This window comes from Psychroserpens burtonensis DSM 12212 (assembly GCF_000425305.1).
GTDB classification, from domain to species: domain Bacteria; phylum Bacteroidota; class Bacteroidia; order Flavobacteriales; family Flavobacteriaceae; genus Psychroserpens; species Psychroserpens burtonensis.
The window spans coordinates 23,648-47,412 of sequence record NZ_AUDE01000006.1; the positions used below are offsets into that span (position 1 = coordinate 23,648).

Consider the following 23,765-nt stretch of genomic DNA (forward strand, 5'->3'; position numbering starts at 1 on the left):
ATAAATTATGCTAGTTGATTTTAATACACTTCCCGAGGAGTCTCGAGTTTGGATTTATCAATCCAATAGATCATTTTCGGAAGAAGAGATTACAGAAATAAAAGAAAAACTAAATATCTTTATTGAGAATTGGACTGCTCATGGCAGCAATTTGCAATCGGGTTACACAATTGAATACAAGCGTTTTATAGTTATAGCTTTAAACCAAAGCATAAGCAATGCTACGGGTTGTAGTATCGATGCTTCTGTGCATTTCATTCAGCAATTAGAAAAAGATTATAGTGTTAATTTGATGGACAAAATGAACGTGTCTTACAAGCAAGGTGAGTATGTCGCCCATAAAACATTACTAGATTTTAAGAAAATGGCAAAAGAAAAAGCGGTTTCTAAAAACACAATTGTATTTAATAATATGGTCCATAATATTGCAGAGTTTAAAGAAAATTGGGAAGTTCCTGCAAGTGAAAGTTGGCATAGTAGATTTTTAAAATAAATACCTCTAAGCCATTAGGCATGAACAAAAATAAAGACGCTGTTTTAAAAGAATTAGAGGAGAATATCATGTCAAATGAAATTTTCTTATTAAATATTTCGGGACAGGATAAACCAGGGTTAACGTCCAGCATAACTAGCGTTTTAGCACAGTATGATGCTAAGATATTGGATATCGGACAAGCAAATATTCACGACACATTATCTTTAGGAATTCTATTTGAAATTCAATCTGGAGCAAGCTCAGCTTCGGTGTTAAAGGATTTATTATTTAAATCTTATGAATTAGGTATTATTGCAAAGTTTAGTCCAATTACTTCAGAAAATTATGAAAGTTGGGTAAAACAACAAGGAAAAGATAAATACATTGTTACCATTTTAGGAGAAAAACTATCTGCCGAGCAAATTTCAGAAGTAACTAAAGTAATTTCTGAAATAAATTTAAATATTGACGCAATTAAACGACTAACAGGACGTACATCCCTTATAAATAAGGAAGAATATCCTCACTCATCAATACAGTTATCTATTAGGGGTAAAATTAATTGTAAGGAAGAAGTGACTAAAAAATTCATGCAAATCTCTAGAGACTTAGATGTCGATATTGCCTTTCAAGAAGATAATATTTATAGAAGAAATAGACGTTTAGTTTGTTTTGACATGGATTCTACTCTTATTCAAGCTGAAGTTATTGATAGATTAGCAGAACTCGCAGGCGTTGGAGAAGAAGTAAAAGCAATTACAGAGTCTGCAATGCAAGGCGACATAGATTTTAATGAGAGTTTTAAACAACGTATGAAACTCTTAAAAGGCTTGAGTGAAGACGTACTTCATGAGGTCGCTGTAAATTTACCAATCACAAAAGGTGCTAAACGACTTATTGACACCCTAAAAAAATATGGATTCAAAACTGCAATTCTGTCGGGTGGTTTTACTTATTTTGGTCATTATCTACAACAAGAATTGGGTATGGATTACGTGTACGCTAATCAATTAGAAATTAAAGATGGTCTTCTAACAGGTGGTTATATTGGTGATATTGTAGATGGTAATAAAAAGGCTGAATACCTCAAAGAAATTGCAGATAAAGAAGGCATAAATATTAGCCAAACCATAGCTGTTGGTGATGGCGCCAATGATTTGCCTATGCTCAATCTAGCGGGATTAGGAATTGCATTTCACGCGAAGCCAAAGGTAAAGAATAGTGCACAAAGCTCAATCTCCAGCGTTGGATTAGATGGTGTGCTTTATCTACTAGGCTATCATGATAGACATATAGATTTAATGGAATAAAACCAATATATATTTAGGTTTCAGAGAATATAAAAGCGACCTAAGACACTCTTGAAAACATAGATAAGAACATTTTTTATGATTCTAATGATGCCACATTGAAGTCACAATCTGTTCGAAGTAAGATTAAGGCAGTATTTAAATAATACATAAAGGACCATTTTGTTTACAAACTTCTTTATAAATCTATCACAAAGTCTTTTATACTTCATCACAAAAATACTATTTTGGCATAGTTTTTAGTTCTATCTATAATTAAGAACAACTCTCAAAGATCTTTATTTTATGCGATATATATTGTCCCTCATTTTTTGTTTTAGCTTATTACCCTCATTAGTTGCTCAAGATGCCAGTCATCCGTTAGCGCATAAAGATTTACAAGCGCAGCAAATATGGGTAGATAGCGTCTATAATGATATGTCACTTGAAGAAAAAGTTGGACAGTTATTTATGATTAGAGCGTTTTCAGATAGTGAAAAATCTAATGAAAAGTTTGTTGCTGAGCTTATCAACGACTATCACATTGGTGGTCTTATATTTTCTACTGGTGGTCCTGTTGCGCAAGCCAGACAAAACAATTTGTATCAGGCCATTTCTAAAACGCCATTATTAATTGGAATGGATGCAGAATGGGGTTTAAGCATGCGTTTAGATTCTACCTATGCATTTCCTTGGAATATGACTTTAGGTGCTATAGCCGATAATAGATTAGTAGAACGAACTGGTTATCATATTGGCGAACATTGTAAACGAATTGGTGTTCATTTTAATTTTGCTCCAGTAGTAGATATCAATACAAATCCCAAAAATCCTATCATTGGTAATCGTTCTTTTGGAGAAGATAGAGATAATGTAACCGATAAAGCGTTGGCATTTATGAAAGGAATGCAAGATGCTGGAGTTTTAGCGAATGCTAAACATTTTCCTGGTCATGGCGATACAGATAGCGATTCTCATAAAACCTTACCAACCATAAACTTCAATGAAAAACGTATTGATTCTATAGAGTTATATCCGTATAGAGAATTAATAAAAGAGGGGTTATCTAGTGTTATGGTGGCACATTTAAATGTCCCAAGTTTAGAACCACGTGACGGATTTCCATCATCATTATCAAAGCATATCGTTACAGACATATTAAAAGATTCACTAGGATTTAGAGGTCTTATCTTCACCGATGCCTTAGAAATGAAAGGGGTTTCAAATTATAGCACTCCTGGTGAGATTGACTTAGCCGCTTTACAAGCTGGGAATGATGTTTTGCTCATTTCTGAAGACGTACCAAAAGCTATTGAAAAAATTATTGAAGCTTATAACAGTAAAGAAGTTACCGAAGAGCGCCTAGCGCACTCCGTTAAAAAAATATTGATGGCGAAATTTAAAGTAGGTTTAAATACTTATGAACCTATTGGTACTACTACGTTATTAGATGATTTAAATCGGTTAGAAGATGACTTGCTCTATGAGGAATTGATGGAAGCCTCTACAACTGTTCTTAAAAATGAACAATCGCTTTTACCACTACGAAATTTAGAAACCAAAAAAATAGCTTACGTCGAATTAGGTGATAGCTCAGGCTCTACATTTTATAATGAATTAAAAAAATATTCTAAAGTTCATCTCGTTGAAGCCGAAAAATTAGATGAATTGATTATAAAACTTCAAAATTATAATACGGTTATTATTGGTTTCCATAAAATGAATGACAACCCTTGGCAAGACTATAAATTCGAAGATCGAGAGCTTGTTTGGCTTTACGAAATAGCGAGAACTAACACCGTAATTCTTGATGTCTTCGCGATACCTTATTCGCTTATAGACTTAGCAACTATTGAAAATATAGAAGGTATTGTCATGAGTTATCAAAATAGCGCTATTGCTCAACAAAAATCTGCTCAAACTATTTTTGGAGCACTAGCGTCAAAAGGGACAGTTCCAGTTTCGTTAGGTGAACATTTTAAGGTTGGTGACGGTATTCAATACACAGCATTGCAATCACTAAGCTATGGTTTACCAGAGAGCGTAGGAATGAGTTCTAAAAAATTAGAGCGTTTAGATTCCGTTGCTCAATATGCTGTAGACCAAAAAATGACACCAGGTATTCAATTATTAGTTGCTCGTAAAGGCAAAGTAATTTATAATAAAAACTTTGGAAAACATACTTATGAAGGAGAAGAAGAAGTGAAATTTGAGGATATGTATGATGTTGCTTCGCTTACAAAAATTTTAGCGACACTTCCTTTACTAATGGAACTTGAAGAAAAGAAAGCAGTATCATTAAATACAAAGCTATCTCGAATGCTTCCAGAATATGCTAAAACAAACAAAAAAAACATCACCATTAAGGAGATGTTATCGCATTATGCCAGACTGAAACCTTGGATTCCTTTCTATGTAGCGACATTGGATTCAATAACGAAAAAACCTGATCCAAAATATTATAGGCGTACTGCATCACCACAATTTAATATTAAAGTTTCAGAAGAAATGTATTTACGTAAGGATTATCCAGATTCAATTCAAAAGATAATTAGAGATACAGAATTACTTTCAACACAACGTTACCGTTACAGTGATTTGCCTTATTATATATTGAAAAAGTATATAGAAGGTTATTATAAAAAGCCATTAGATGAGTTAGCACAAGAACACTTTTACCAATCTTTAGGTGCTAATTATACGACCTATAATCCATCTTCTAAATTTTCAGATCGAAATTTAATCCCTACAGAAGTAGATGATTATTTTAGGTTTAAGGAAGTTCGTGGTTATGTGCATGATATGGGAGCAGCCATGCAAAACGGAGTTGGAGGTCATGCAGGTGTTTTTAGTAATGCCAATGATGTAGCCAAAATCATGCAGATGTATCTTCAAAAAGGATTTTATGGCGGTAAACGCTATTTAAAAACAGAAACTATAGACAAGTTTAATTTTTGTTATTATTGCGATAAAAATGTAAGGCGAGGCATTGGTTTCGACAAACCACAGCTAGGAGACGCAGGACCAACCTGTGGTTGCTTATCTATGAAGAGTTTTGGACATTCTGGATTTACAGGAACCTATGCTTGGGCAGATCCAGAAGAAGAAATAGTATATATCTTTCTAGCCAACAGAACTTATCCTAATGCAGGAGAAAATAGATTGCTAAAAGAAGACATAAGAACAGAAATACAGCGATTAATTTACGAGGCAATTATTGTTGATGGCGTTGAGAGTGAAGTAATTAATAATATAAATTAGAAAATAGAATAAAGAGGAGTGGTTTAGATAAGTAATCAAAAAAATAATTATGATGTATCTAAAGATATCTTTTTTCTTTTGTCTTTTTTCTTTTATCTAAAATAGAAATGCGAATAGGAATTGTTTGTTATCCAACATTTGGTGGAAGTGGAGTTGTAGCTACAGAGTTAGGATTAGAATTATCCAAGCGAGGTCACGAAATTCATTTTATTACTTATAGTCAGCCAGTGCGATTAGAACTACTGAGTCACAATGTGCATTATCACGAAGTTACTGTTCCTGAGTATCCCTTATTCTTATATCAACCTTACGAGCTGGCTTTATCAAGTAAATTAGTAGATATGGTAAAGCTTCATAAGATTGAGGTTTTGCATGTGCACTATGCGATTCCTCATGCATATGCAGCATATATGGCAAAGCAAATGTTATTAGAAGACGGTATTAATATTCCAATTGTAACGACGCTCCACGGTACAGATATTACGCTCGTTGGAAGTCATCCGTTTTATAAGCCTGCGGTGACGTTTAGTATCAATAAATCTGATGCTGTGACTTCGGTGTCGAAAAGCTTAAAAGAAGACACCTTGCGTTTATTTAATATCAAGAAAGAAATTTATGTGGTACCAAATTTTATAGATTTAGATAAGTATGCCCCTAAATTTACAGATTGCCAACGTGCTATGATGGCAACAGATGATGAAAAAATCATCACCCACATTTCTAATTTTAGAGAGGTCAAACAAATACCCGACGTTATCAAAATATTTTACAAGATTCAAAAGGAAATACCCGCTAAATTGATGATGGTTGGAGAAGGACCAGAGCGTGAAGCTGCCGAGCGTTTATGTGAAGAATTAGGAATTAGCTCTAAAGTTGTTTTCTTCGGAAATAGTAATGAAATAGACAAAATTCTCTGTTTTAGTGATTTATTCCTGTTACCATCCTTAACCGAAAGCTTTGGTTTATCTGCATTAGAAGCTATGGCCTCTGGAGTACCTGTAATCTCAAGTAATACTGGCGGAATCCCAGAAGTTAATGTACATGGAGTTTCAGGTTATTTGAGTGAGATTAACGATGTAGAAGACATGTCTAAAAATGCACTTCATATTTTAAAGGATGAAAAAATATTAGCTCTGTTTAAACGGAATGCAAAAAAGGTATCTACAAAATTTGGTATCCATGAGATTGTACCTCAATACGAAGCCATTTATGAGGAGACTTTGAAGCGGAGTTTGGTTTCCTAGTGTTAGCTTTTTTATTTAGAATAAAGCTATTATATAAATAAAGTAAGTTTTTACATCAAAAATCTAAATGGAATAGTAACCGAAATAAAAGAAGGGCATGCAGCTACAGTTTGCTTAAGCGACTCTGATTATTTTTATTTGAAACAATTAGAGATGATATTTTTAAAAGTTAGTGATTCAATAAACCAAAAAGGCTCTGATCTTTTCGTGTTTGAGAAAAATTAATATAATAGATTTAGCTATTTAAAAACTCCCAAAATAAAAGAACAGAAAGATAATTATTTTGAATTCTCTATCCGACTATAAAACCATGGCCTTTGTTGGTGTTTTACACCAAAAAAACCTCAAATCAAAATTCTACCACCAAACTAAAAAGGACTTAGTCAATTCACCTGTCTTAGATAACATCCAAAATAAAGGAGATTGATTATTATCTAAAAACACTTTAGACTCACTTCTAAAATTTGAATACTCCAACCAATCAATATCGGCATGAGGTTTTAAAAACCAATCCAACTTTGTTGGAATATAAAACAAATGGTTTTTAAACGTTTCTAGTTGTGATGTATTGATGTAAAAACCACAAACGCAATCTGTATTTAAAAGCTCAATAGTCACCTGTTGTTGGTATGGTACAAACAATTGCGCTTTGAATAAGACATGTTGTTCAAATTTATAATGTTCTAAATCTAATTGCTTTAATGTAAACTTACAATCTTGAGAATAGAGTAGTGGTAACTGTTTCTGATTTAGCTTATTGAGTTTCTCTATAAGACTGTCTTTTCTGTTTGGGCCAATCCATCGCTCAATTTCTGTTTTTCCTAAAGTAGGATCATAGACGTAAAATTTATAGATGATTTCTAAATGTATGGGTAGATTGTCGACAAGTAATAGGGCATCTAATTCTCCTAAAGTCAGTTTATTTTTTTGGATTTGAATATTTTCGGCAAGTATTTTTATAGACTTGCAAGTTTCTAGCTGATTGAAGACAAACTGTTCTGCTAATTGACCTAATCGCAGTCGTCGCTCCAATTTCCGAAGAAAAAGGGGGTCATAGCAAATAGGAATTTCTAATTGCTTTAGAGTGCTGATATCGGTACTTTTCCAGAGCACATGTGTTTTACAATAGGCTTGATATAATGCTTGGAGATGTTGCGGACTTAAATTCATTTAAATTCGAAATTACATAATAACAAATTAATTATAAAATTAGTTTAATAACAATACCTTTGTAGTCAATTATAACAGACTATGGATACCACATTTTTCGACTTAGGAATTTCTAAATCGCTCATTAAAGGACTAAAAGAACTCAATATAAAAACGCCCTCTCAAATACAAAAAGAGGCGATACCTATATTATTGAAAAATAATAAGGATTTTATTGGATTAGCACAAACAGGGACTGGAAAAACTGCTGCTTTCGGGTTGCCAATATTACAGAATATTAATCCTAAAAAGGATCATGTACAAGCTTTAATTTTGGCGCCTACACGAGAATTAGTACAACAAATACAAAAACAACTTTTTAAGTTTACTAAATATAGTGATCACAAGATTTTTGCAGAGGGTGTTTATGGTGGCGAAAAAATGGATGTGCAGTTAAAACGTTTACAACGTGCCACTCATATTATTGTAGCTACTCCTGGTCGTCTGTTAGATTTTATCGAGCGTGGTGAAATAGATATCAAAAATATTAACACCTTAGTTCTAGATGAAGCTGATGAAATGTTGAGTATGGGTTTTCAACAAGATTTGAATAAAATATTGGCATATACAGAAGGATCAAGGCATACTTGGTTGTTTTCGGCGACGATGCCTGAGGGAATTCAGAGTATGGTAAAAACGTATATGGCTAAAGATGCTGTTCGTGTTGAAATAGATAAAAATAGTTTGGTGAATGCTAATATTAGCCACCATTATATAGTTACATCTATTAAAGAGAAAACCAATATTGTCGCTAGATTATTAGACAAGTATGATGATGATAGAGGGATTATTTTTTGCAGAACTAAATTAGGAACTGTACAATTGACTGAAGCGTTGAAAGCAGAGGGGTTTTCAGTCGATGCGCTTCAAGGAGATATGCAACAAAAAGAACGTGATAAAGTCATGAGAGCTTTTAAGAATGGGTCACTTCAGTATTTGATTTCAACAGATGTTTCTGCAAGAGGAATTGATGTTAATAACCTGGCTTTCATCATTCATCACCAATTACCAGATCAATTAGAATACTACACACATAGAAGCGGAAGAACAGCCAGAGCAGGAAAAACCGGTGAATCTATAGCACTTATCATATCTGGAGAAGAGAAAGATATCCAAAAAATCCAAAAAGATTTAGATATTAAGTTTAAACAAATAACATTATAAAAAATTACTATAATCTTATTTCGAAATTGCGTATATACTCATAGAATTAGACTACTTTTGGAGTCACTTAAATAAGTAGCAATACTTGTTTAGGTATTACACAAATTAGAACTCCTTAGTATGGTCACTAAGGAGTTCGCTTTTTTATAGCATCTAGGTAATTTAGTTTTTCAATAATATTTTCGATAAAAATGTTCGATAAAAACTCATAAAGGCTTTAATTTTGCAATTCTTAAAACAAAGTATGAACCGAGATAACCTAGAACTTCAAGATAAAAAAACCGATAAAGAATTATACAGTTATCAAAAAGGAGCAATAGATCAAATTTTTGAAAAATTTGAAACAGCTCCAGATGATTATCATTTACTTTACCAGCTTCCAACAGGAGGAGGGAAAACGGTTATTTTTTCTGAAATGGTTCGTCAATATCTAAAGACGCATAAGAGAAAAGTGTTAGTAATGACTCATAGAATTGAGTTGTGTAAACAGACCTCTGTGATGCTCACAAGTTTTGGTGTGACTAATAAGGTCGTTGATAGCAAAGCGAACTTGGATGATCAAGAAGATTATAGTTGTTATGTGGCAATGGTTGAAACGCTAAACAATAGACTTAATGACGGTATACTGGATATCTCTGATGTTGGTTTGGTCATTATTGACGAGGCGCATTATAATTCATTTACTAAATTATTTAAGTTTTTTGAAAACTCGTTTATATTAGGAGTTACTGCTACGCCATTAAGTTCTAATAAGGATTTACCAATGAAAGACAATTATAGTGAGCTTATTGCTGGCGAGACTATTGAATCTTTAATTGAGAATGAGTTTTTGGCTCATGCAGACGTCTTTCAATATGATATGGGATTAACATCCTTAGAAATTGGGAGTAATGGAGATTATACGGTTAAATCTTCTGAAGATTTATACTCGAGTCCTGCCATGTTAGATAAATTATTAGAGGCTTATAAAAAACACTCTGACGGCAAGAAAACCTTGATTTTTAATAATGGTATCAACACATCAATTATGGTGTACCACACTTTTAGGGAAGCTGGGTTACCAATCATGCACCTTGATAATACGGCTACAAAAAAGCAGCGTAAACAAATATTAAAATGGTTTAAAGATACGCCAGATGCTATTTTGAGCTCTGTAAGCATTTTGACCACAGGTTTTGATGAGCCTACAATTGATACTATTATTCTAAATAGGGCAACGAAATCACTCACATTATATTACCAAATGATAGGTAGAGGTTCTCGAATCTTAAATAACAAATCAAAATTTACGGTAATAGATTTAGGTAATAATAACCATAGATTTGGTCCTTGGGGAGCAGATCTTGATTGGCAAACAATTTTCAGGTCACCAAATTATTTTATGGATAGGTTGGTAGATGATGAGACCATTGAAGGTCAATTTAAACATGAGATGCCAGAAGAGCTTCGTAAAGAATTTTCTAAATCTGACGAGGTTTATTTCGATATCAAACAAGTTTATAAAGATGCGACTTTCAAAGGTGAATCTTCAAAAGTAGTACTAGAACGCTCTATCGAGCAACATGCCAAAATTTGCATTGAGAATAGTGAAGATCTTTATGATGCTTTAGCGTTAGCTAAACTACTAGGTGGAGATATCGATGTGAGAATTGATGTCTATGCCAAGTGTATTAGTAAAAGCACATATAATTTCTTAAGCTGGTTACGAGATGATTATCGTAAAAAATTGAATAGTTATCTGCGTGTTAATTTTGATGAAGTTTTTGAACAAATCCACGGTCATCCTCCAGAAGATTAAATACAATTTAGTGATAAAGTAAAACCTGAGTATAGAAGTGAAGAAATTACAGAAATTGAAAAAGCAGGAGACTATTCTAAAGATTTATTTTAGGATGTTCAATTTAAACAAAAAAGTAAAACAGGAATATTGAGTTTAAAATAAATCAAGATATTATAAATAAGTAAAGCGCATTGAAACGCTAAAGATTTGTAGTTTTTTTAGATAATCTTTTTAAAAATAATGTCTCATTCTACTTTAAGTATCTGAGAATTGTTTTGTACGGCGTATCTTTATAACATGAAAAGAGAAGATTACAACATTCATATTATTGGAGCAGGCATTAGCGGTCTTATCGCTGCAAAAACACTAGAAGCGCAAGGATATAAACCCTTTATTATTGAAGCAACAAAAGAGGTTGGAGGTCGTGTTAAAACAGATGTAGTTGATGGATTTCAATTAGATCACGGATTTCAGGTCTTATTGGATGCCTATCCGTTAGCACAAAAACATCTTAATTTTAATGCTTTAGATCTTCAAAAGTTTAAGCCAGGCGCGACTATTTTTAAAGATGGTAAATCACAAACTATAGGTGACCCTTTACGAGATGTTTCTTTATTATTGTCTACTATGACTGCATCAATAGGATCTTTTAATGACAAATTAAAAGTCTTAAAACTAAATACAGCATTAAAAAAGAAGAGTCTTTCTTCAATATTTTCTTCGGAAGAAATGACAACCTCAAATTATTTAAAATCAAGGGGTTTTAGTGCCGAGATGATTAATGATTTTTTTAAACCGTTTTTCTCTGGTATTTTTCTCGAACCTAATCTAGAGACTTCAAGCAGAATGTTTGAATTTGTATATAAAATGTTTGGCGAAGGTCATGCAACACTGCCAAAGGGTGGTATTGGTGAAATCCCAAAACAATTGCAATCACAATTAAACAATACCACATTTATTTTTGATACAAAAGTAAAGGAAGTTAATGATGATCATATCATCACTAACGACGGAAAACGGTTGGATACACATTATACAATTATAGCTACAGAGGCCCATACTATGGTTAAAAACTTGAATCATAGCGCGTATTGGAAGTCTTGTGATAATCTTTATTTTAAAACTAAAACACGTGCGTCAAATAAGCCTATCATCGGGCTTGTGGCAGATGATAATGCACTAATCAATAACCTGTTTTTTCATAATACGCTAGAAACCAAAATTAAGGGTGATGAAGAATTATTATCTGTTACTGTAGTTAAAGAGCATGACTTAGATGACATTGAATTAATTAGACGGGTACAAGCCGACTTAAATTCCTTTTGCAATATAACAGATACTACATTTTTAAAACGTTATCACATCAAAAAGGCATTACCTCAGCTCACTAACTTGTATAATGATTGCTCGCCTTCAGAAACGCAATTAAAAGCGACTATTTTTCTAGCAGGAGATCATTTATTAAATGGGTCTCTTAATGCGGCAATGCGCTCTGGCGAGCGAGCTGCAGAGGGTTTAATTCTTGCGTTAGAGGATGGTATGAAAATTGATTCTATTACTTTTAAATAGCTCTAATTTATAATTAATCTTGTGTTATAATATGTTAAACATTAAGCTGTTGTCACTTAAAAAGTGTAATTTAATACTTAAATAAGTCGTACTATGAAACTCAATTATACTTTCGTTTTTTTATTTTCAGTTATTATTATGTCTTGTAGTGCTTCGAAAATAGAGGCTACACCAGAACAAATAAAAATACTAGACGACTTGGTAGCTGAGCAATCTTTTGTAATTGAGTCTGATTGGGCGTTACCTCAAAGTACAGGTAGTTTAATGATGCTTCAAAATGCCGGTTTTTTAGCACCTGGTGATAGCGCTAGTCGCATTAGTTTAATTGGAAACCAGAATGAATTAAGGTTAAAAAACGACGTTTTATCTTCTAAACTGCCATATTTTGGCGAAGTACAATCTAATACAGGATACAATGGATCTGATGGCAGTATTAGTTTCGATGGAGAAATGAAAGATTATAAAGTGATAAAAAATGGTAATAGCAGTTACACGATAACGTTTGACGCTAGAAGTCATTCCGAGAATTTCGATGTTACCATTCACTTATATCCAAACCTTAGGAGTGACATCATATTAAAAGGAGCAAAGCGATTTCCTATTAGATATACGGGTTATGTGAGTCCTATTTTGGAGTAAGTTAAAATAGTAGTTATGCCTTATTTTAAGGCAAATTTTATAGTAACTTACGGAGATTCTAAAACTAAAATAATGTCTCCCAAAACAAAATTACTCTTTCTATGTCTTTCGTTTTCAATTTCAATGATAGCTCAAGAAACAGAAACTCCTTCTAAGCAATTTTGGAATACCTTACAATCACATTGTGGAAAAGCCTATCAAGGTCAATTAGAATTACCAAAAGAAGATAAAGATTTTGGTGGCAAACAACTAGTGATGCATGTGCGTAAGTGCACAGATAAAGAAATTAAAATTCCTTTTTTTGTTGGAGAAGACAAATCACGGACTTGGATTTTGAGTTATGACGATAACCAAATGACATTAATACATGATCACAGACATAAAGATGGTACTAAAGATGATGTCAATTTTTATGGAGGAATAACGACCAACACAGGAAAAGCTGATATCCAAATATTTTCTGCAGATAAGCATACACAAAAAATGATACCTGCTGCTGCTACAAATGTGTGGTGGATCACCATAGATGAGACTACGTTTACATATAACTTAAGACGTTTCGGTACAGATCGTGTCTTTAAAGTTGTAATGGACTTAACTCAAACTATAAAAACACCAGACGCACCTTGGGGTTGGGAAGAGTAATATCACTTTATAACTTACTAAATCTGGTGATTAAAACCTTGAGGTGATGAACTAAAAAGTATGATTACTAGTCCATTTAATTTAGCTTCTTGATAGTTCAATAGCTAGATTTGTTTGAGTATTTCCAATCGTGGTCATACTTTATGTAATTAGTTATTCTAGGATTCCTGTTTTCATACGTTTTGTTTTCGATTAATTTCCTTAAGGTAGAACTAGATTTTGGTCAGATGACAAATGTAAAAAAAATGTAAAAGAAGTGTCAACAGTTGTAAAAAGTCATGAATTATCATCTTATTTACAGTTCATTATGAAACATCAACACCCTTATACTAAAACAATTATCATTGTATTGTCTTTTCTATTCATGATTACGTCATGTGTAAAAAAGGAGTCTAATCATTTTGTTGGCATGACCAAAGTTGTATTACGTGAAGCGGGTAATCAATTATTACTTCGGAATTTAGACTCAACTTCACTAATCTTACCAGTTAAAGAAATAGAACCGTATTTCTATAGTATTTCGTTTGAAAAACCACTAAGGTTTGAACCCAGTAATATCGTCACAGTGATTGATAGTAGCTTAAATTTAGCGAGCTTATCAAAAAACTATCGTGTTGAAGTATTACAATGTGCAGATAGAGAAGTTGCTTACAGTTATGAAATGAATGTAGAGGAGGAGCGCACTATTATCCCCTGCGCTGGACGTTTTCTTCCTGAAGCATGTTATACTATAAATATTCAATTCTTAGATATCGTCGTCCCAAGTGGATTCAGAAAGAAACATGTACCTTATGTTTTAGTTTTTGGAGTGCTTGTTTACGTCTTCTTTTTATACATACGGAAATCGAAATCACAGCCTATTTCCGAAGAAAAAAGCACACTATCTTATTCTATAATTGGAAGCTTTCAGTTTTATCCAGAACAAAGTAAACTCGTAAAGTCAGCAACAGAGATTAGTCTCTCAAAAAAGGAATGTGAACTTTTAGAAATATTTGTGGCCCATCCTAATCAAATTATAAAACGTGATGACCTCACTAAAAAAGTATGGGAAGATAATGGTGTTTTCGTAGGTCGAAGTTTAGATACTTATATCTCTAAATTACGAAAAATATTAAAGGACGATGACTCCATTAGAATCACTAATGCGCATGGTATAGGCTACAAATTAGAAATGGATTAAGCTATATTTCTATTGATTAGTACCATTATTTTTATACTTTCTGTAACTCGTTCCTTTAGTACATGGACAATCGCTAATACCTTGAAGGAAATCTATTCCAATAGTGATACTGTGTGTTCCAGAGTTATATCCTGAAAGATCATTAATCGTCATTTGATACGAATACGCAAAATAGTACTTGTTTTTCATAATGCCAGCCATTGGTCCTAAATTAAGTGGCTTTAAATATTGATCGTTTAGAAAACGATAAGAAGCACCTACCCAGTAGTAATCACCACTTCTGTTAAATTTCCTGTATTTGAAATTGATATCTGTAGCAGATCGTTGATCACTGCTAAAATATTGGAAAAATAGCGATGGCTCAAATTCTACGTTGTTATTCCCTTTACTATTGAAGACATAGCCTGTGTATGCTTGGAAATTTAGTAAGTTTCTAGGTTCAACGCCTACAAAATCATCAACGCTCTTATTTAAAACATTGTTAGCATTTAAGCTAAAATAATATCTATTTAAACGATATAGTAAACCAACATCAAAATTATTATTTGAGATAGCTCTGTCGTCCCCAACATTTACAATGGGGATTTCTTCGGTAGGTTGAAAATTCTCTATGTCTATTCTAAAAGCATTTATATTGTAAGATAATCCAAATGACAAGTATTGTTTTGAGGTATAATCGAGAATGATATGGTGCGCAAAAGATAACTTTGCACCTTTTTGACGTGTATTTCCGTTTCTGTCATTGTATAATGTCAATCCAACACCAGATTGCTTTGCTATTCTAAAATCTGCGTATAACGCTTGATTATCTGGTGCGTTTTTTATACCTACCCATTGCGTTAGGCCATTAAGTCTTACCTTAAGATTATCACCAATTCCTGCATAGGTTGGAGAAATCACAAAATCATTATCTGCCAAATATTGCGTCCATACAGGTAAATTCAATTCTTGTGCATAACCAATCGAACTGGCAACTAAAAGGATATATATTATAAATTTTTTCATTTGAATTGTTGTTTTAATTTGAAGGTTAATTACCTGTAAAGCGTAAAGTGTCCTACATAATCTTTTTCTAGTAATGGGCTATTTGGTTTTACGACGTACCAATAATCACCAGTAGGTAGCTCTTGTCCATTATATCTACCATCCCAAAATTGACCTACATTGTAGGTGGCAACTTTACGACCATATCTATCAAAAATATCAAAGGTTAAGTTTGGATAATCTTCAATACAACCTGGAGCCCAAGTATCTGTAACACCATCTCCATCTGGTGTAAACCAATTTGGAATACAGGGTCCTAAGATTTCTATTTCAATTATTGCTGTTGCCTGACAACCACTACTATCTGTAACCACTACAGTATAAGTACCTTCCTCTGTCACGACATAAATGCTGGTATCTCCATAATCTTCTCCATTAAGTGAATATTGATAACCACCTGTGCCACCAGTTACAATTGCTATAATTTCTCCAACGTTTTCTCCTTCTTGTAAGATGAGAGATAAAGGTTCAAATTCTGTGATATTAAATAATTCGGTAGTTTTAATACATCCATTTGTATGTCTTACATCTATATAGTGATCTATTCCTGGAACAACATTTGTAAATACATTATTCATTTGAAAAGCCCCTCCATTAAGCGCATAGTCTAAGTCTGCGAGATCAACACTACCTCCGTCCACGATCACTGTTACAGTATTTACAGTTGCGTTATTTTCACAAGCATATTCAATCTCAACGATTGGATCAAAGCTGACCGAATCTGGGAACGTAATATTCCATTCTGTTTCACAGCCTTGAGTATCACGAACAAATACAACATGGTCTCCTCCACCAAGATTCGTAAAGTCAAATTCAGTTTGTACTGCAGTTCCTGTTGTATATGGACCATTATAATCATCTAGGCTCACACTATATGGCAGTGTTCCACCAAAAATATCTATACTAAACGCAGCATTACCTTCCCCTTCACAAGTTTCCTCAAATAGAGAATCTGGAACGATACTAAGAATAACTTGTTCTGGGTCAGTTATTGTAAACTCAAAGAGTTCATAACATCCTAATTCATCTTGTACGATAACTGTATAGATACCAGGAGCAAGGTTCTCAAAAATATTAGTTTCAAAAAATTGATCTAATTGAGGAGAAATAGCATATTTAATAATTCCTGTTCCTCCAGTAGCATTGATGGTAAGAACACCATCATTGTTTCCACTGCACGTCACATCATTAATTATAAAATCAATAGTTAAGGGTGATGTAGGTTCTGTAATAGTAATAGGAGCAGAGGCAGTATCACAATCACCGCTTTCTATAGTAACTATATAAGTTCCTGCCACTAAATCTATAAATACACCAGGACTATTCTGAGTAGCAGTAATAGTATTTCCTAAGTTATCTTCAAGTGTATAACTATAATTTCCTAATCCGCCTTGAGCATCAGCTACGATAGTTCCAGTATTATCTCCAGAACAATTAATCGTTGGATCCATAGACATTAAGTTAATAGTAAAAGGCAATAATGGATCTATTGTTATTTCATTAGAGACATTGGCGATACAAGCATTTGCATCTCTAATGTAATATTGATAGGTTCCAGCAGGAACAGAAAATGTTGTTGATGTTACAAACGACCCTAATACAGTCGCAAAAGAACTATCGTTACTGTAAGTGTAAGTTCCTGTTCCACCAGAAGCACTTAATGTAATTGTAGATTCAATGTCACAAGTTTGAGTGGTCGTAACTACTAAGTTTGCATCAATAGGTGTTGGTTCGGTTATTACAATTTCCGAAGAAATTAAGAAACATTCATTGCCATCACTTATAGAAACAGTATACGTTCCAGCTCCTAAATCAGTAAAAATACTAGAGGTTTGAGGCCCAGAAGTTGAAGATGTAGGCGTCATTGTATTTAATGTGTAAATGTACTCTACATCTTGACCACCTGTAACATTCGTTACTGTAATTGATCCATTTTGATCTCCAAAACAAGATAATATAGAGGCACTTGGTGTGAAGGAAGCATCAATTGGTGTTGGTGCAATAAGTGTTATATCTACGGAAGCTAAGCAACCTTCAGCATCTACAACATGTATAGTGTATGTGCCAGCAGATAAACCTGCGAATGTTCCGTTAGATGTAAATGGGACTGTTGCCGCTCCTGTTAATTCATATTGATAATTTCCCCATCCACCATCTGCAATAGCTGTAATTGTACCTTGACTATCGTCACATGAGACGTTTGATGTTTCCGAAGCGATAAGTGTTAAAGCTTCAAAAGGAGATGATATCACAACAGTAGCTGTAGCATTACAAAACGGACTCTCAGTTTCTGTAATAACCACTGTAAAACTTCCAGCAGTCATTCCTGTTACGGTTGTTGGATTTGTAGATGTATTAGCATTTACAACTCCAAAGACAGAGGTTCCTCCAGTATCAAAAACTTCATAATTATATGATCCAGTATAGCCGTTGATATTTATTTCAAATGATCCTGTATTATCTCCAAAACAAGTCACTGCTGTTGAACTAGCAGTAAATGTTGGAGGTGTTGCCTCTTGTAAAGAAACCGAAATGTCTTCGGTACATAATGTTACCACATCTGTAATTGTAATTGTATAGATTCCTGAAGGCACTCCTGAAAACACCCCACCAGTCTCAGAAATCGACACAGGATTGGGACTAATACTATACGTAAACATTCCAGAACCTCCAGTTTCAGTAATTGTTATTTCTCCATCGTCATCATTACAGGTGGTAAAAGCGGTAATTGTCGGTGTTATTACAATAGGAGCTAAAATGGCTACTGTTACTAAGTTTCCACATCCGTTTGCATCCTGAATTTCAATTGTGTGCGTTCCTGAAAATAGATTCGAGATTGTAAATGGTACTGTTTGTGTTTGAAATGCGCCTCCGTCAATACTAAAACTATAAGGTGCAATACCGACTGTATCTAGAGTGACATCAATTTGAAAGTCACCTTCATTGACTGTACATGAGTCATTTATAACTGCCGAAATATTAGGTATTGCATCCATTGGTAAAACGACCACAGGACTTGTAATAATACAACCATAAGCGTCAATAGCATGAACATAATAATCTCCAGTATCTAAATTGAATATACTTGCAGAAACCCAATTTGGATCTGTATCCAATGGAGATGTTGCGGTAGTTGTAATTTGATATTGATAAGGTGACGTTCCATTTTGAGCAACGGCACTAATCAATCCAGAGGTTACATTACAATTAGCATTTTGATCTACCGAAGTCTGTAATTCTAAAAGAAACGCAGATTCAGTAATATTAAAAGGCGCTGTAACCACACCACATCCAGTATTTGGACCAGTAGTCTCCGTAATTGATACAAAGTAATTCCCAAAAGGTAGAGGTCCTAAATCTGTTATGATTAAGTTTCCATTTGCAGGTACTGTTGCAGATCCTGTAATTCCTGTTGAGATTAAAGATAAAGAATCAAATATTTCGTAATCGACATTGATGTTAGTTCCATAGATACTATTAATTGTAAATGATACATTACCATCATCACTTCCTGTACAGCTAATGTTATTTGAACTCACAGCACTAAGGGTGAGTGTCGAATTTGTTGGTATTGGAGCAGTTGCAGGTTCATAATAGCTACAAAGCGTTGACGCGTCATAGACTATAAACGTATACGTTACACCAGCCATTAAACCCGTAAACGTAGCGGACTGACTTCCAAAAGTGTCTTCTGGAATCCATGATCCAACCGGATTAGGATATACTGTAGTTGGACCTTCATAAATTGCAAAATAGAATGGTCCAGCACTACTTAATGAAGAACCAATACTTACAACTGCTTCACCACCAGCAAGACAATCAACAGTTGTAGAAACTATAATATCTAAATCAGTAGGAGGTGAGGCCACCAAAACATCCTGTGTTAAAACAGAACATCCATTAGCATCAACCACATTGATTTCATATAACCCAAAATCAACAACGTCAAAACTAATTGAAGTTGATCCTGTATTATTTAATTCAGAATTTGAGTAACCATTCGTTCCAGTTACAAAATAATTATAAGGTGCTGTTCCGCCAGTCACAGTATTTATGATAACAGACCCTTGTGAAACTCCGCCAGTTGTACATGTAATATCAACCGTATCAAAATCTAATACAATAGGATCTGGTTGGTTGATGGTTACAATTTCCGAAGCAGTACAAAGGTTAGCATCTGTTATAGTAATGGTATAGGTTCCTGCTGGTAATCCAGAAGTTTGTGTACCAAAATCTGTACTTGTAGTATCGTTATTTACATTAATAATAAAAGGAGGTGTTCCAACTGTATTATCTATTGTCATAGCTATCGTTCCATTTTCATCTCCATTACACAATATTGGTTGTGATTGAACCACAAGACTTAAAGCTGGAAGTGTTATTGGGTTTACTGTAATTATACTTGATTCTGCAATACAACCATTTGCATCTGTAATTTGAAATTGATATGTTCCTGCCGTAGATGTATTATATGTAAATGGTGTTCCTGTGGTTCCTAAATTTGAATAGCCACTTCCGTCAATTGAAACTGCATATATAAATGCTGCTGTTCCTGTGATGTCACCTGTAATAGTAGCATCTGGTGTTGCTGTACAATCAAGTCCAGACGTCAAAACAATAGTTATTGTTGGTGTTAGGATTGGGTCTATTGTGATAGATTCATTATAAATACAATCATTTTCATCTCTCATTTGAAATGTATATGTGCCAGCTTCTAAACCTGCAAAACTATTTGAGGTTTGGTATGGAGTTGTACTTGCTGTTGGTGCTATAATTTGATATTCTAAAACACCTGTACCACCAACTGTATTGGTAATAGTAACTGTTGTTGTATTTGTGGGGCATGTTATGGGAGCAATGTTAAACTCTAAATCGCTTGGAGGATTTAAAGCTTCTATTGTTATTTCATTAGTAATGACGGTACAACTATTTGCATCTTGTATTGTAATTGTATAAACACCTGTTGTTAAACCAGTAAACATATTACTAGTTTGAAAGTTCACACCATCAATACTATAAGAGTAAGGGGCATCTCCTCCTGCAACTGCAGTCACTAATATGGTTCCGTTGGTTGTACAGGTAAATGGTGCTGTTAACTCTGCTGTTCCAGAGATCGCATCATTAGCAATAATAGTTACCGTTTGTGGCTCTGTTTCGCAAATAGATGCACCAATAGAATATTCTACGACCACATCGTAATCTCCTTCAACAAGACCTGTGAAAACGGGTGAGTTGGAGAATGTAAGTCCGCCATCAATACTATATAAAAGACTATTACCATTTGTAGCGGTAACATTTATTGTTATTGTACCCGTGTCTCCAGATCCACCACAAGCAATATCTGTGGTATCAATCGTGAATTCTGGTTGATCAATAGCGTCAATAGTAATTGTTGTTTCTGCACTACAATTGTTAGAATCTACAACTAAGATGTTATATACTCCGGCGGTTGTGACTACTATTTCTGGAACCGTTTGAAAATCTGTTGCTCCATTTACAAAATAGAAATAAGGAGGTGTTCCTCCAACAGGATATACTGTAATTTCTCCGTCCTCACATGTTAATGGAATTGTAATTGCCGCAGTAACCGTTAATAATGGTGGTTCAATAATTATAATTTCTTCGGAATAAAAACAGCTATTTTCAGTTTCTACTGTCGCTATATAAGTTCCTGGATTTAAATTTTCAAAAATATAGGTGTTTTCTAAAATTGGTCCAATACTATTTACTAAAGTCCCACCTTCACTCAGGGTATAAGAATATTGTGGATCTACATCATTAGCCGCAAGTTGAATACTGCCTTTTCCACCATTACATAACGGTTGTAATGTTGTTGTAGATACCGTAAAATCGCGATCTCTAATTTGGACTTCTTGTACACTAAACACACAAGGATTTGTAGTAACACCAATTTGTCTTACATAAACCGTGTACGTTCCTGCAGTAGTAATAGAAAACACATTACTTGTTTGGTAATTTGTACCATCTAGACTGTATTCATAACCTGATGGGACGTCTAAAACTGTAATACTTCCAAGTGTTGTACAAATAATATCTGTTGCAATAACTGATGGATTTAATAGGTTTTGATAGACGTTAAAATAAAACTGTACGAAACAGCCACCAGAATAGTTAATCGTTAATCTATATTGACCAGACGTATCTGCTAAAAAGTTTGGACCAGTAGCAAGCTCATACCATGCACAGGTATCCTCTTCATTGGCACAATCAGGATTTGAAACAGCGTCACAACTAGACTCATCTAATTTTTCCCAGATGATTGATGATGCTCCAGATATATTTGTTTGTATATCTCTAGAGTCATTGACACCACATAAAAAGATATTTGGTAGTAATTTACCGTCATTGGGACAAGTAACGATTTCATCTGCATATGGAATAACAGGGTTTTCTATGTCACCTCCAAAAAGGTCTACGACATACTCTTGTACTATGGATTGACAAGGTGCTACTGCTGTATTAAAAGAATAGTAAGTACCCGTTGCTGTAACAGTAATAGTTTGAGAGTTTCCAATTACAGGAGTTCCTGTTGAACTTGTTGACCACGAATATAAATCGTACCCATTTGCAGCAGTTAAATCTACACTCGTCCCACAAAGAATGATATTCTCTGAAAACACACAATCAAGATCTGCTAGGAAATTAGTTGCTTGAGGCGATAATAAACAACCTGTATTACTATTTAAACTTGGATCATCTGTAATTAGAAACGTAGGATTAAAAAATCCATTATAGGACGCAAATGCCTGATTATTGATAATATTAGAACATGCGTCTGCAAGCTGATTACATTCATCAACCACCTGTACTTCTATACGGATTTCATAAACAGGGTCATTCTCTTCAACTAGAGAGTCATCAATATTTAGAATTAGCTCACGCGTTGTAGCATTATAACTTGCTACAGTAACTCCAGGAGGTAACACTAAATCTGTAGGATGATTATATATAATATTTATAGGAAGTATATCTCTAATTTGAAAATTAGTAGCATTATCATTCCCTGTATTTTGAAAACCAATGACATAATTTAATGAAGAACCTAGACCAACTGTTTGTCCGCCAATATCATTACCTGCATCATCCTCCACAATTTTAGTAAGGACTATATTTGGTTCAATAATTTCAACTGCAAAAGCAAAGAAATACGGAAAATAAGTGTCTCCACTTGTTTCTAGTCTAATAGTGGCAGCAGTTGCATCATTAGCAATCACAGCATTTCCTGGATTAGGAACAGCCATAACTCCAGTATCAAAACCTAAAGTATTGGTGCTATTTGGAACTCTTGTATTTACTGGTGTCGCATCTAATTGCGTTACCGAACTATTAAAGAAGTTTGCGACAGGACGATCAATAGTAGAGAGACTAACGCCATTCAAACGTAAACGATCTCCTAGAATTGGACTATCGCCCTCTAGCGTCGCAAATGCAAAATTTGCTCTTACAGGTGCAGGTGCAGGTACGGTTCTAAACCCATTTACAGGAATATCTAATTCTGTATTACTTCCAGCGATACTTATAGCGCTAAATCCGTCAAAACTCGTAATTGATTTTCCAGGAAGTGTAGGGTCTTCATAAACAATAAATAATGACCAACCAGCTGATTGACCAGTGCCGTTATAAGGATTAAAATTTGATGTTTCTCCAACTCCTGAAGACACATTTGCAACTGTATAGGTGCCCAAATCAGTACCGGAACCAAAACTAGTAACTATAGCTGTTACATCTGCAAAACAGGCATATGAAAAACTATCACCTCCATCTACTGTTGTTCCATTAGCGTCATAAATAATAGTTCCTTGAATATCGTTATATCCTCCTGAAGGACCTTTAAATTTTACATCAATTATGGGCTCATCGCCAGGATTAACTGCTCCCCAATATAAACCTGCATACATTATTCTATAGCAATTTGGATTTGGGATGTCTAAATCTGCACTAGATGAACTAAACGTTGAGCCGTCACCATCAATATCGATATATTGCATATCAACATTATGATTATATACGGTGTTGTCATTAAAAGCATTATTGTCTGGCCCGAGAATATTATTCCCTATTAAAACAATGTCTCCTTTTAAATCTTGATTAAATCGAGGGGCAAAAGGCTCATAATTTTGAGTATAAGATTGTAGGCCAATCAGTAGTAGTGAAACAATGACTATAAGTCTTGAAAAAGTAGGTTTTTTCATGGTGTGTGTGTTTTTTTATTCCTAGGTCAACAAGGGCATGACGACTCAGGCAT

At 34.1% G+C, this 23,765-nt stretch carries 13 protein-coding genes; 10 read left to right on the forward strand and 3 right to left on the reverse strand.

What is annotated here, in order from left to right:
- The first annotated feature begins 7 nt into the window (after nucleotides 1–7).
- The 4 genes from H593_RS0101720 to bshA all read left to right on the forward strand — a co-directional run bounded on the left by H593_RS0101720 (nucleotide 8) and on the right by bshA (nucleotide 6,269).
- Entirely contained in the window at nucleotides 8–493 is a 486-nt protein-coding gene (locus H593_RS0101720) for a hypothetical protein (RefSeq protein ID WP_028870827.1), read from the forward strand.
- Nucleotides 494–561: 68 nt separating this feature from the next.
- Entirely contained in the window at nucleotides 562–1,785 is a 1,224-nt protein-coding gene (serB, locus tag H593_RS0101725; RefSeq protein WP_028870828.1) for a phosphoserine phosphatase SerB, read from the forward strand.
- 285 nt (nucleotides 1,786–2,070) lie between these two features.
- Nucleotides 2,071–5,025, forward strand: a complete 2,955-nt coding sequence (locus H593_RS0101730; RefSeq protein WP_028870829.1) for a serine hydrolase domain-containing protein — start codon at nucleotides 2,071–2,073, stop codon at nucleotides 5,023–5,025.
- A 107-nt stretch (nucleotides 5,026–5,132) separates the two neighbouring features.
- Complete coding sequence (bshA, locus tag H593_RS0101735; RefSeq protein ID WP_028870830.1) at nucleotides 5,133–6,269, forward strand: N-acetyl-alpha-D-glucosaminyl L-malate synthase BshA; 1,137 nt, start codon at nucleotides 5,133–5,135, stop codon at nucleotides 6,267–6,269.
- 357 nt (nucleotides 6,270–6,626) lie between these two features.
- Here the strand turns inward: bshA and H593_RS0101740 are convergent, their stop codons facing one another.
- The gene (locus H593_RS0101740; protein WP_028870831.1) at nucleotides 6,627–7,439 is read right to left on the reverse strand and encodes a DUF1853 family protein; all 813 of its coding nucleotides are present in this window, start codon (nucleotides 7,437–7,439) and stop codon (nucleotides 6,627–6,629) included.
- A gap of 81 nt (nucleotides 7,440–7,520) precedes the next feature.
- Here H593_RS0101740 and H593_RS0101745 point away from each other — a divergent pair, with 81 nt between their 5' ends.
- The 6 genes from H593_RS0101745 (at nucleotide 7,521) to H593_RS0101770 (ending at nucleotide 14,455) form a co-directional block, all read left to right on the forward strand.
- Entirely contained in the window at nucleotides 7,521–8,642 is a 1,122-nt protein-coding gene (locus H593_RS0101745) for a DEAD/DEAH box helicase (RefSeq protein WP_028870832.1), read from the forward strand.
- A 244-nt stretch (nucleotides 8,643–8,886) separates the two neighbouring features.
- Nucleotides 8,887–10,440: a DEAD/DEAH box helicase gene (locus tag H593_RS0101750; protein WP_028870833.1), complete on the forward strand. Its 1,554-nt coding sequence runs from the start codon at nucleotides 8,887–8,889 to the stop codon at nucleotides 10,438–10,440.
- Nucleotides 10,441–10,719: 279 nt separating this feature from the next.
- Nucleotides 10,720–11,991 carry an FAD-dependent oxidoreductase gene (locus tag H593_RS0101755; protein WP_028870834.1) on the forward strand — a complete coding sequence of 424 codons (1,272 nt, stop codon included), beginning with the start codon at nucleotides 10,720–10,722 and terminating at the stop codon, nucleotides 11,989–11,991.
- 93 nt (nucleotides 11,992–12,084) lie between these two features.
- Nucleotides 12,085–12,630, forward strand: coding sequence for a DUF4251 domain-containing protein (locus tag H593_RS0101760; RefSeq protein ID WP_084142242.1), 546 nt, complete (start codon nucleotides 12,085–12,087; stop codon nucleotides 12,628–12,630).
- 15 nt (nucleotides 12,631–12,645) lie between these two features.
- Nucleotides 12,646–13,275, forward strand: a complete 630-nt coding sequence (locus tag H593_RS0101765) for a hypothetical protein (RefSeq protein WP_245584988.1) — start codon at nucleotides 12,646–12,648, stop codon at nucleotides 13,273–13,275.
- A gap of 307 nt (nucleotides 13,276–13,582) precedes the next feature.
- Complete coding sequence (locus H593_RS0101770; protein ID WP_028870837.1) at nucleotides 13,583–14,455, forward strand: helix-turn-helix domain-containing protein; 873 nt, start codon at nucleotides 13,583–13,585, stop codon at nucleotides 14,453–14,455.
- A 9-nt stretch (nucleotides 14,456–14,464) separates the two neighbouring features.
- On the opposite strand, the gene H593_RS0101775 is transcribed toward H593_RS0101770, so the two are convergent.
- Together H593_RS0101775 and H593_RS0101780 are read right to left on the reverse strand one after the other, a co-directional pair.
- Nucleotides 14,465–15,460 carry a PorP/SprF family type IX secretion system membrane protein gene (locus H593_RS0101775; protein WP_028870838.1) on the reverse strand — a complete coding sequence of 332 codons (996 nt, stop codon included), beginning with the start codon at nucleotides 15,458–15,460 and terminating at the stop codon, nucleotides 14,465–14,467.
- Nucleotides 15,461–15,489: 29 nt separating this feature from the next.
- Complete coding sequence (locus H593_RS0101780; RefSeq protein ID WP_028870839.1) at nucleotides 15,490–23,712, reverse strand: T9SS type B sorting domain-containing protein; 8,223 nt, start codon at nucleotides 23,710–23,712, stop codon at nucleotides 15,490–15,492.
- Nucleotides 23,713–23,765 lie beyond the last annotated feature (53 nt).

Bases quoted from the DNA above. Each gene is read 5' to 3' on its own strand.
- H593_RS0101750 (WP_028870833.1), top strand. From the start codon at position 8,887: ATGAACCGAGATAACCTAGAACTTCAAGATAAAAAAACCGATAAAGAA.
- H593_RS0101760 (WP_084142242.1), top strand. From the start codon at position 12,085: ATGAAACTCAATTATACTTTCGTTTTTTTATTTTCAGTTATTATTATG.
- H593_RS0101745 (WP_028870832.1), top strand. From the start codon at position 7,521: ATGGATACCACATTTTTCGACTTAGGAATTTCTAAATCGCTCATTAAA.
- H593_RS0101775 (WP_028870838.1), bottom strand. From the start codon at position 15,460: ATGAAAAAATTTATAATATATATCCTTTTAGTTGCCAGTTCGATTGGT.
- H593_RS0101720 (WP_028870827.1), top strand. From the start codon at position 8: ATGCTAGTTGATTTTAATACACTTCCCGAGGAGTCTCGAGTTTGGATT.
- H593_RS0101730 (WP_028870829.1), top strand. From the start codon at position 2,071: ATGCGATATATATTGTCCCTCATTTTTTGTTTTAGCTTATTACCCTCA.
- H593_RS0101780 (WP_028870839.1), bottom strand. From the start codon at position 23,712: ATGAAAAAACCTACTTTTTCAAGACTTATAGTCATTGTTTCACTACTA.
- H593_RS0101740 (WP_028870831.1), bottom strand. From the start codon at position 7,439: ATGAATTTAAGTCCGCAACATCTCCAAGCATTATATCAAGCCTATTGT.
- H593_RS0101765 (WP_245584988.1), top strand. From the start codon at position 12,646: ATGCCTTATTTTAAGGCAAATTTTATAGTAACTTACGGAGATTCTAAA.
- H593_RS0101755 (WP_028870834.1), top strand. From the start codon at position 10,720: ATGAAAAGAGAAGATTACAACATTCATATTATTGGAGCAGGCATTAGC.
- bshA (WP_028870830.1), top strand. From the start codon at position 5,133: ATGCGAATAGGAATTGTTTGTTATCCAACATTTGGTGGAAGTGGAGTT.
- serB (WP_028870828.1), top strand. From the start codon at position 562: ATGTCAAATGAAATTTTCTTATTAAATATTTCGGGACAGGATAAACCA.
- H593_RS0101770 (WP_028870837.1), top strand. From the start codon at position 13,583: ATGAAACATCAACACCCTTATACTAAAACAATTATCATTGTATTGTCT.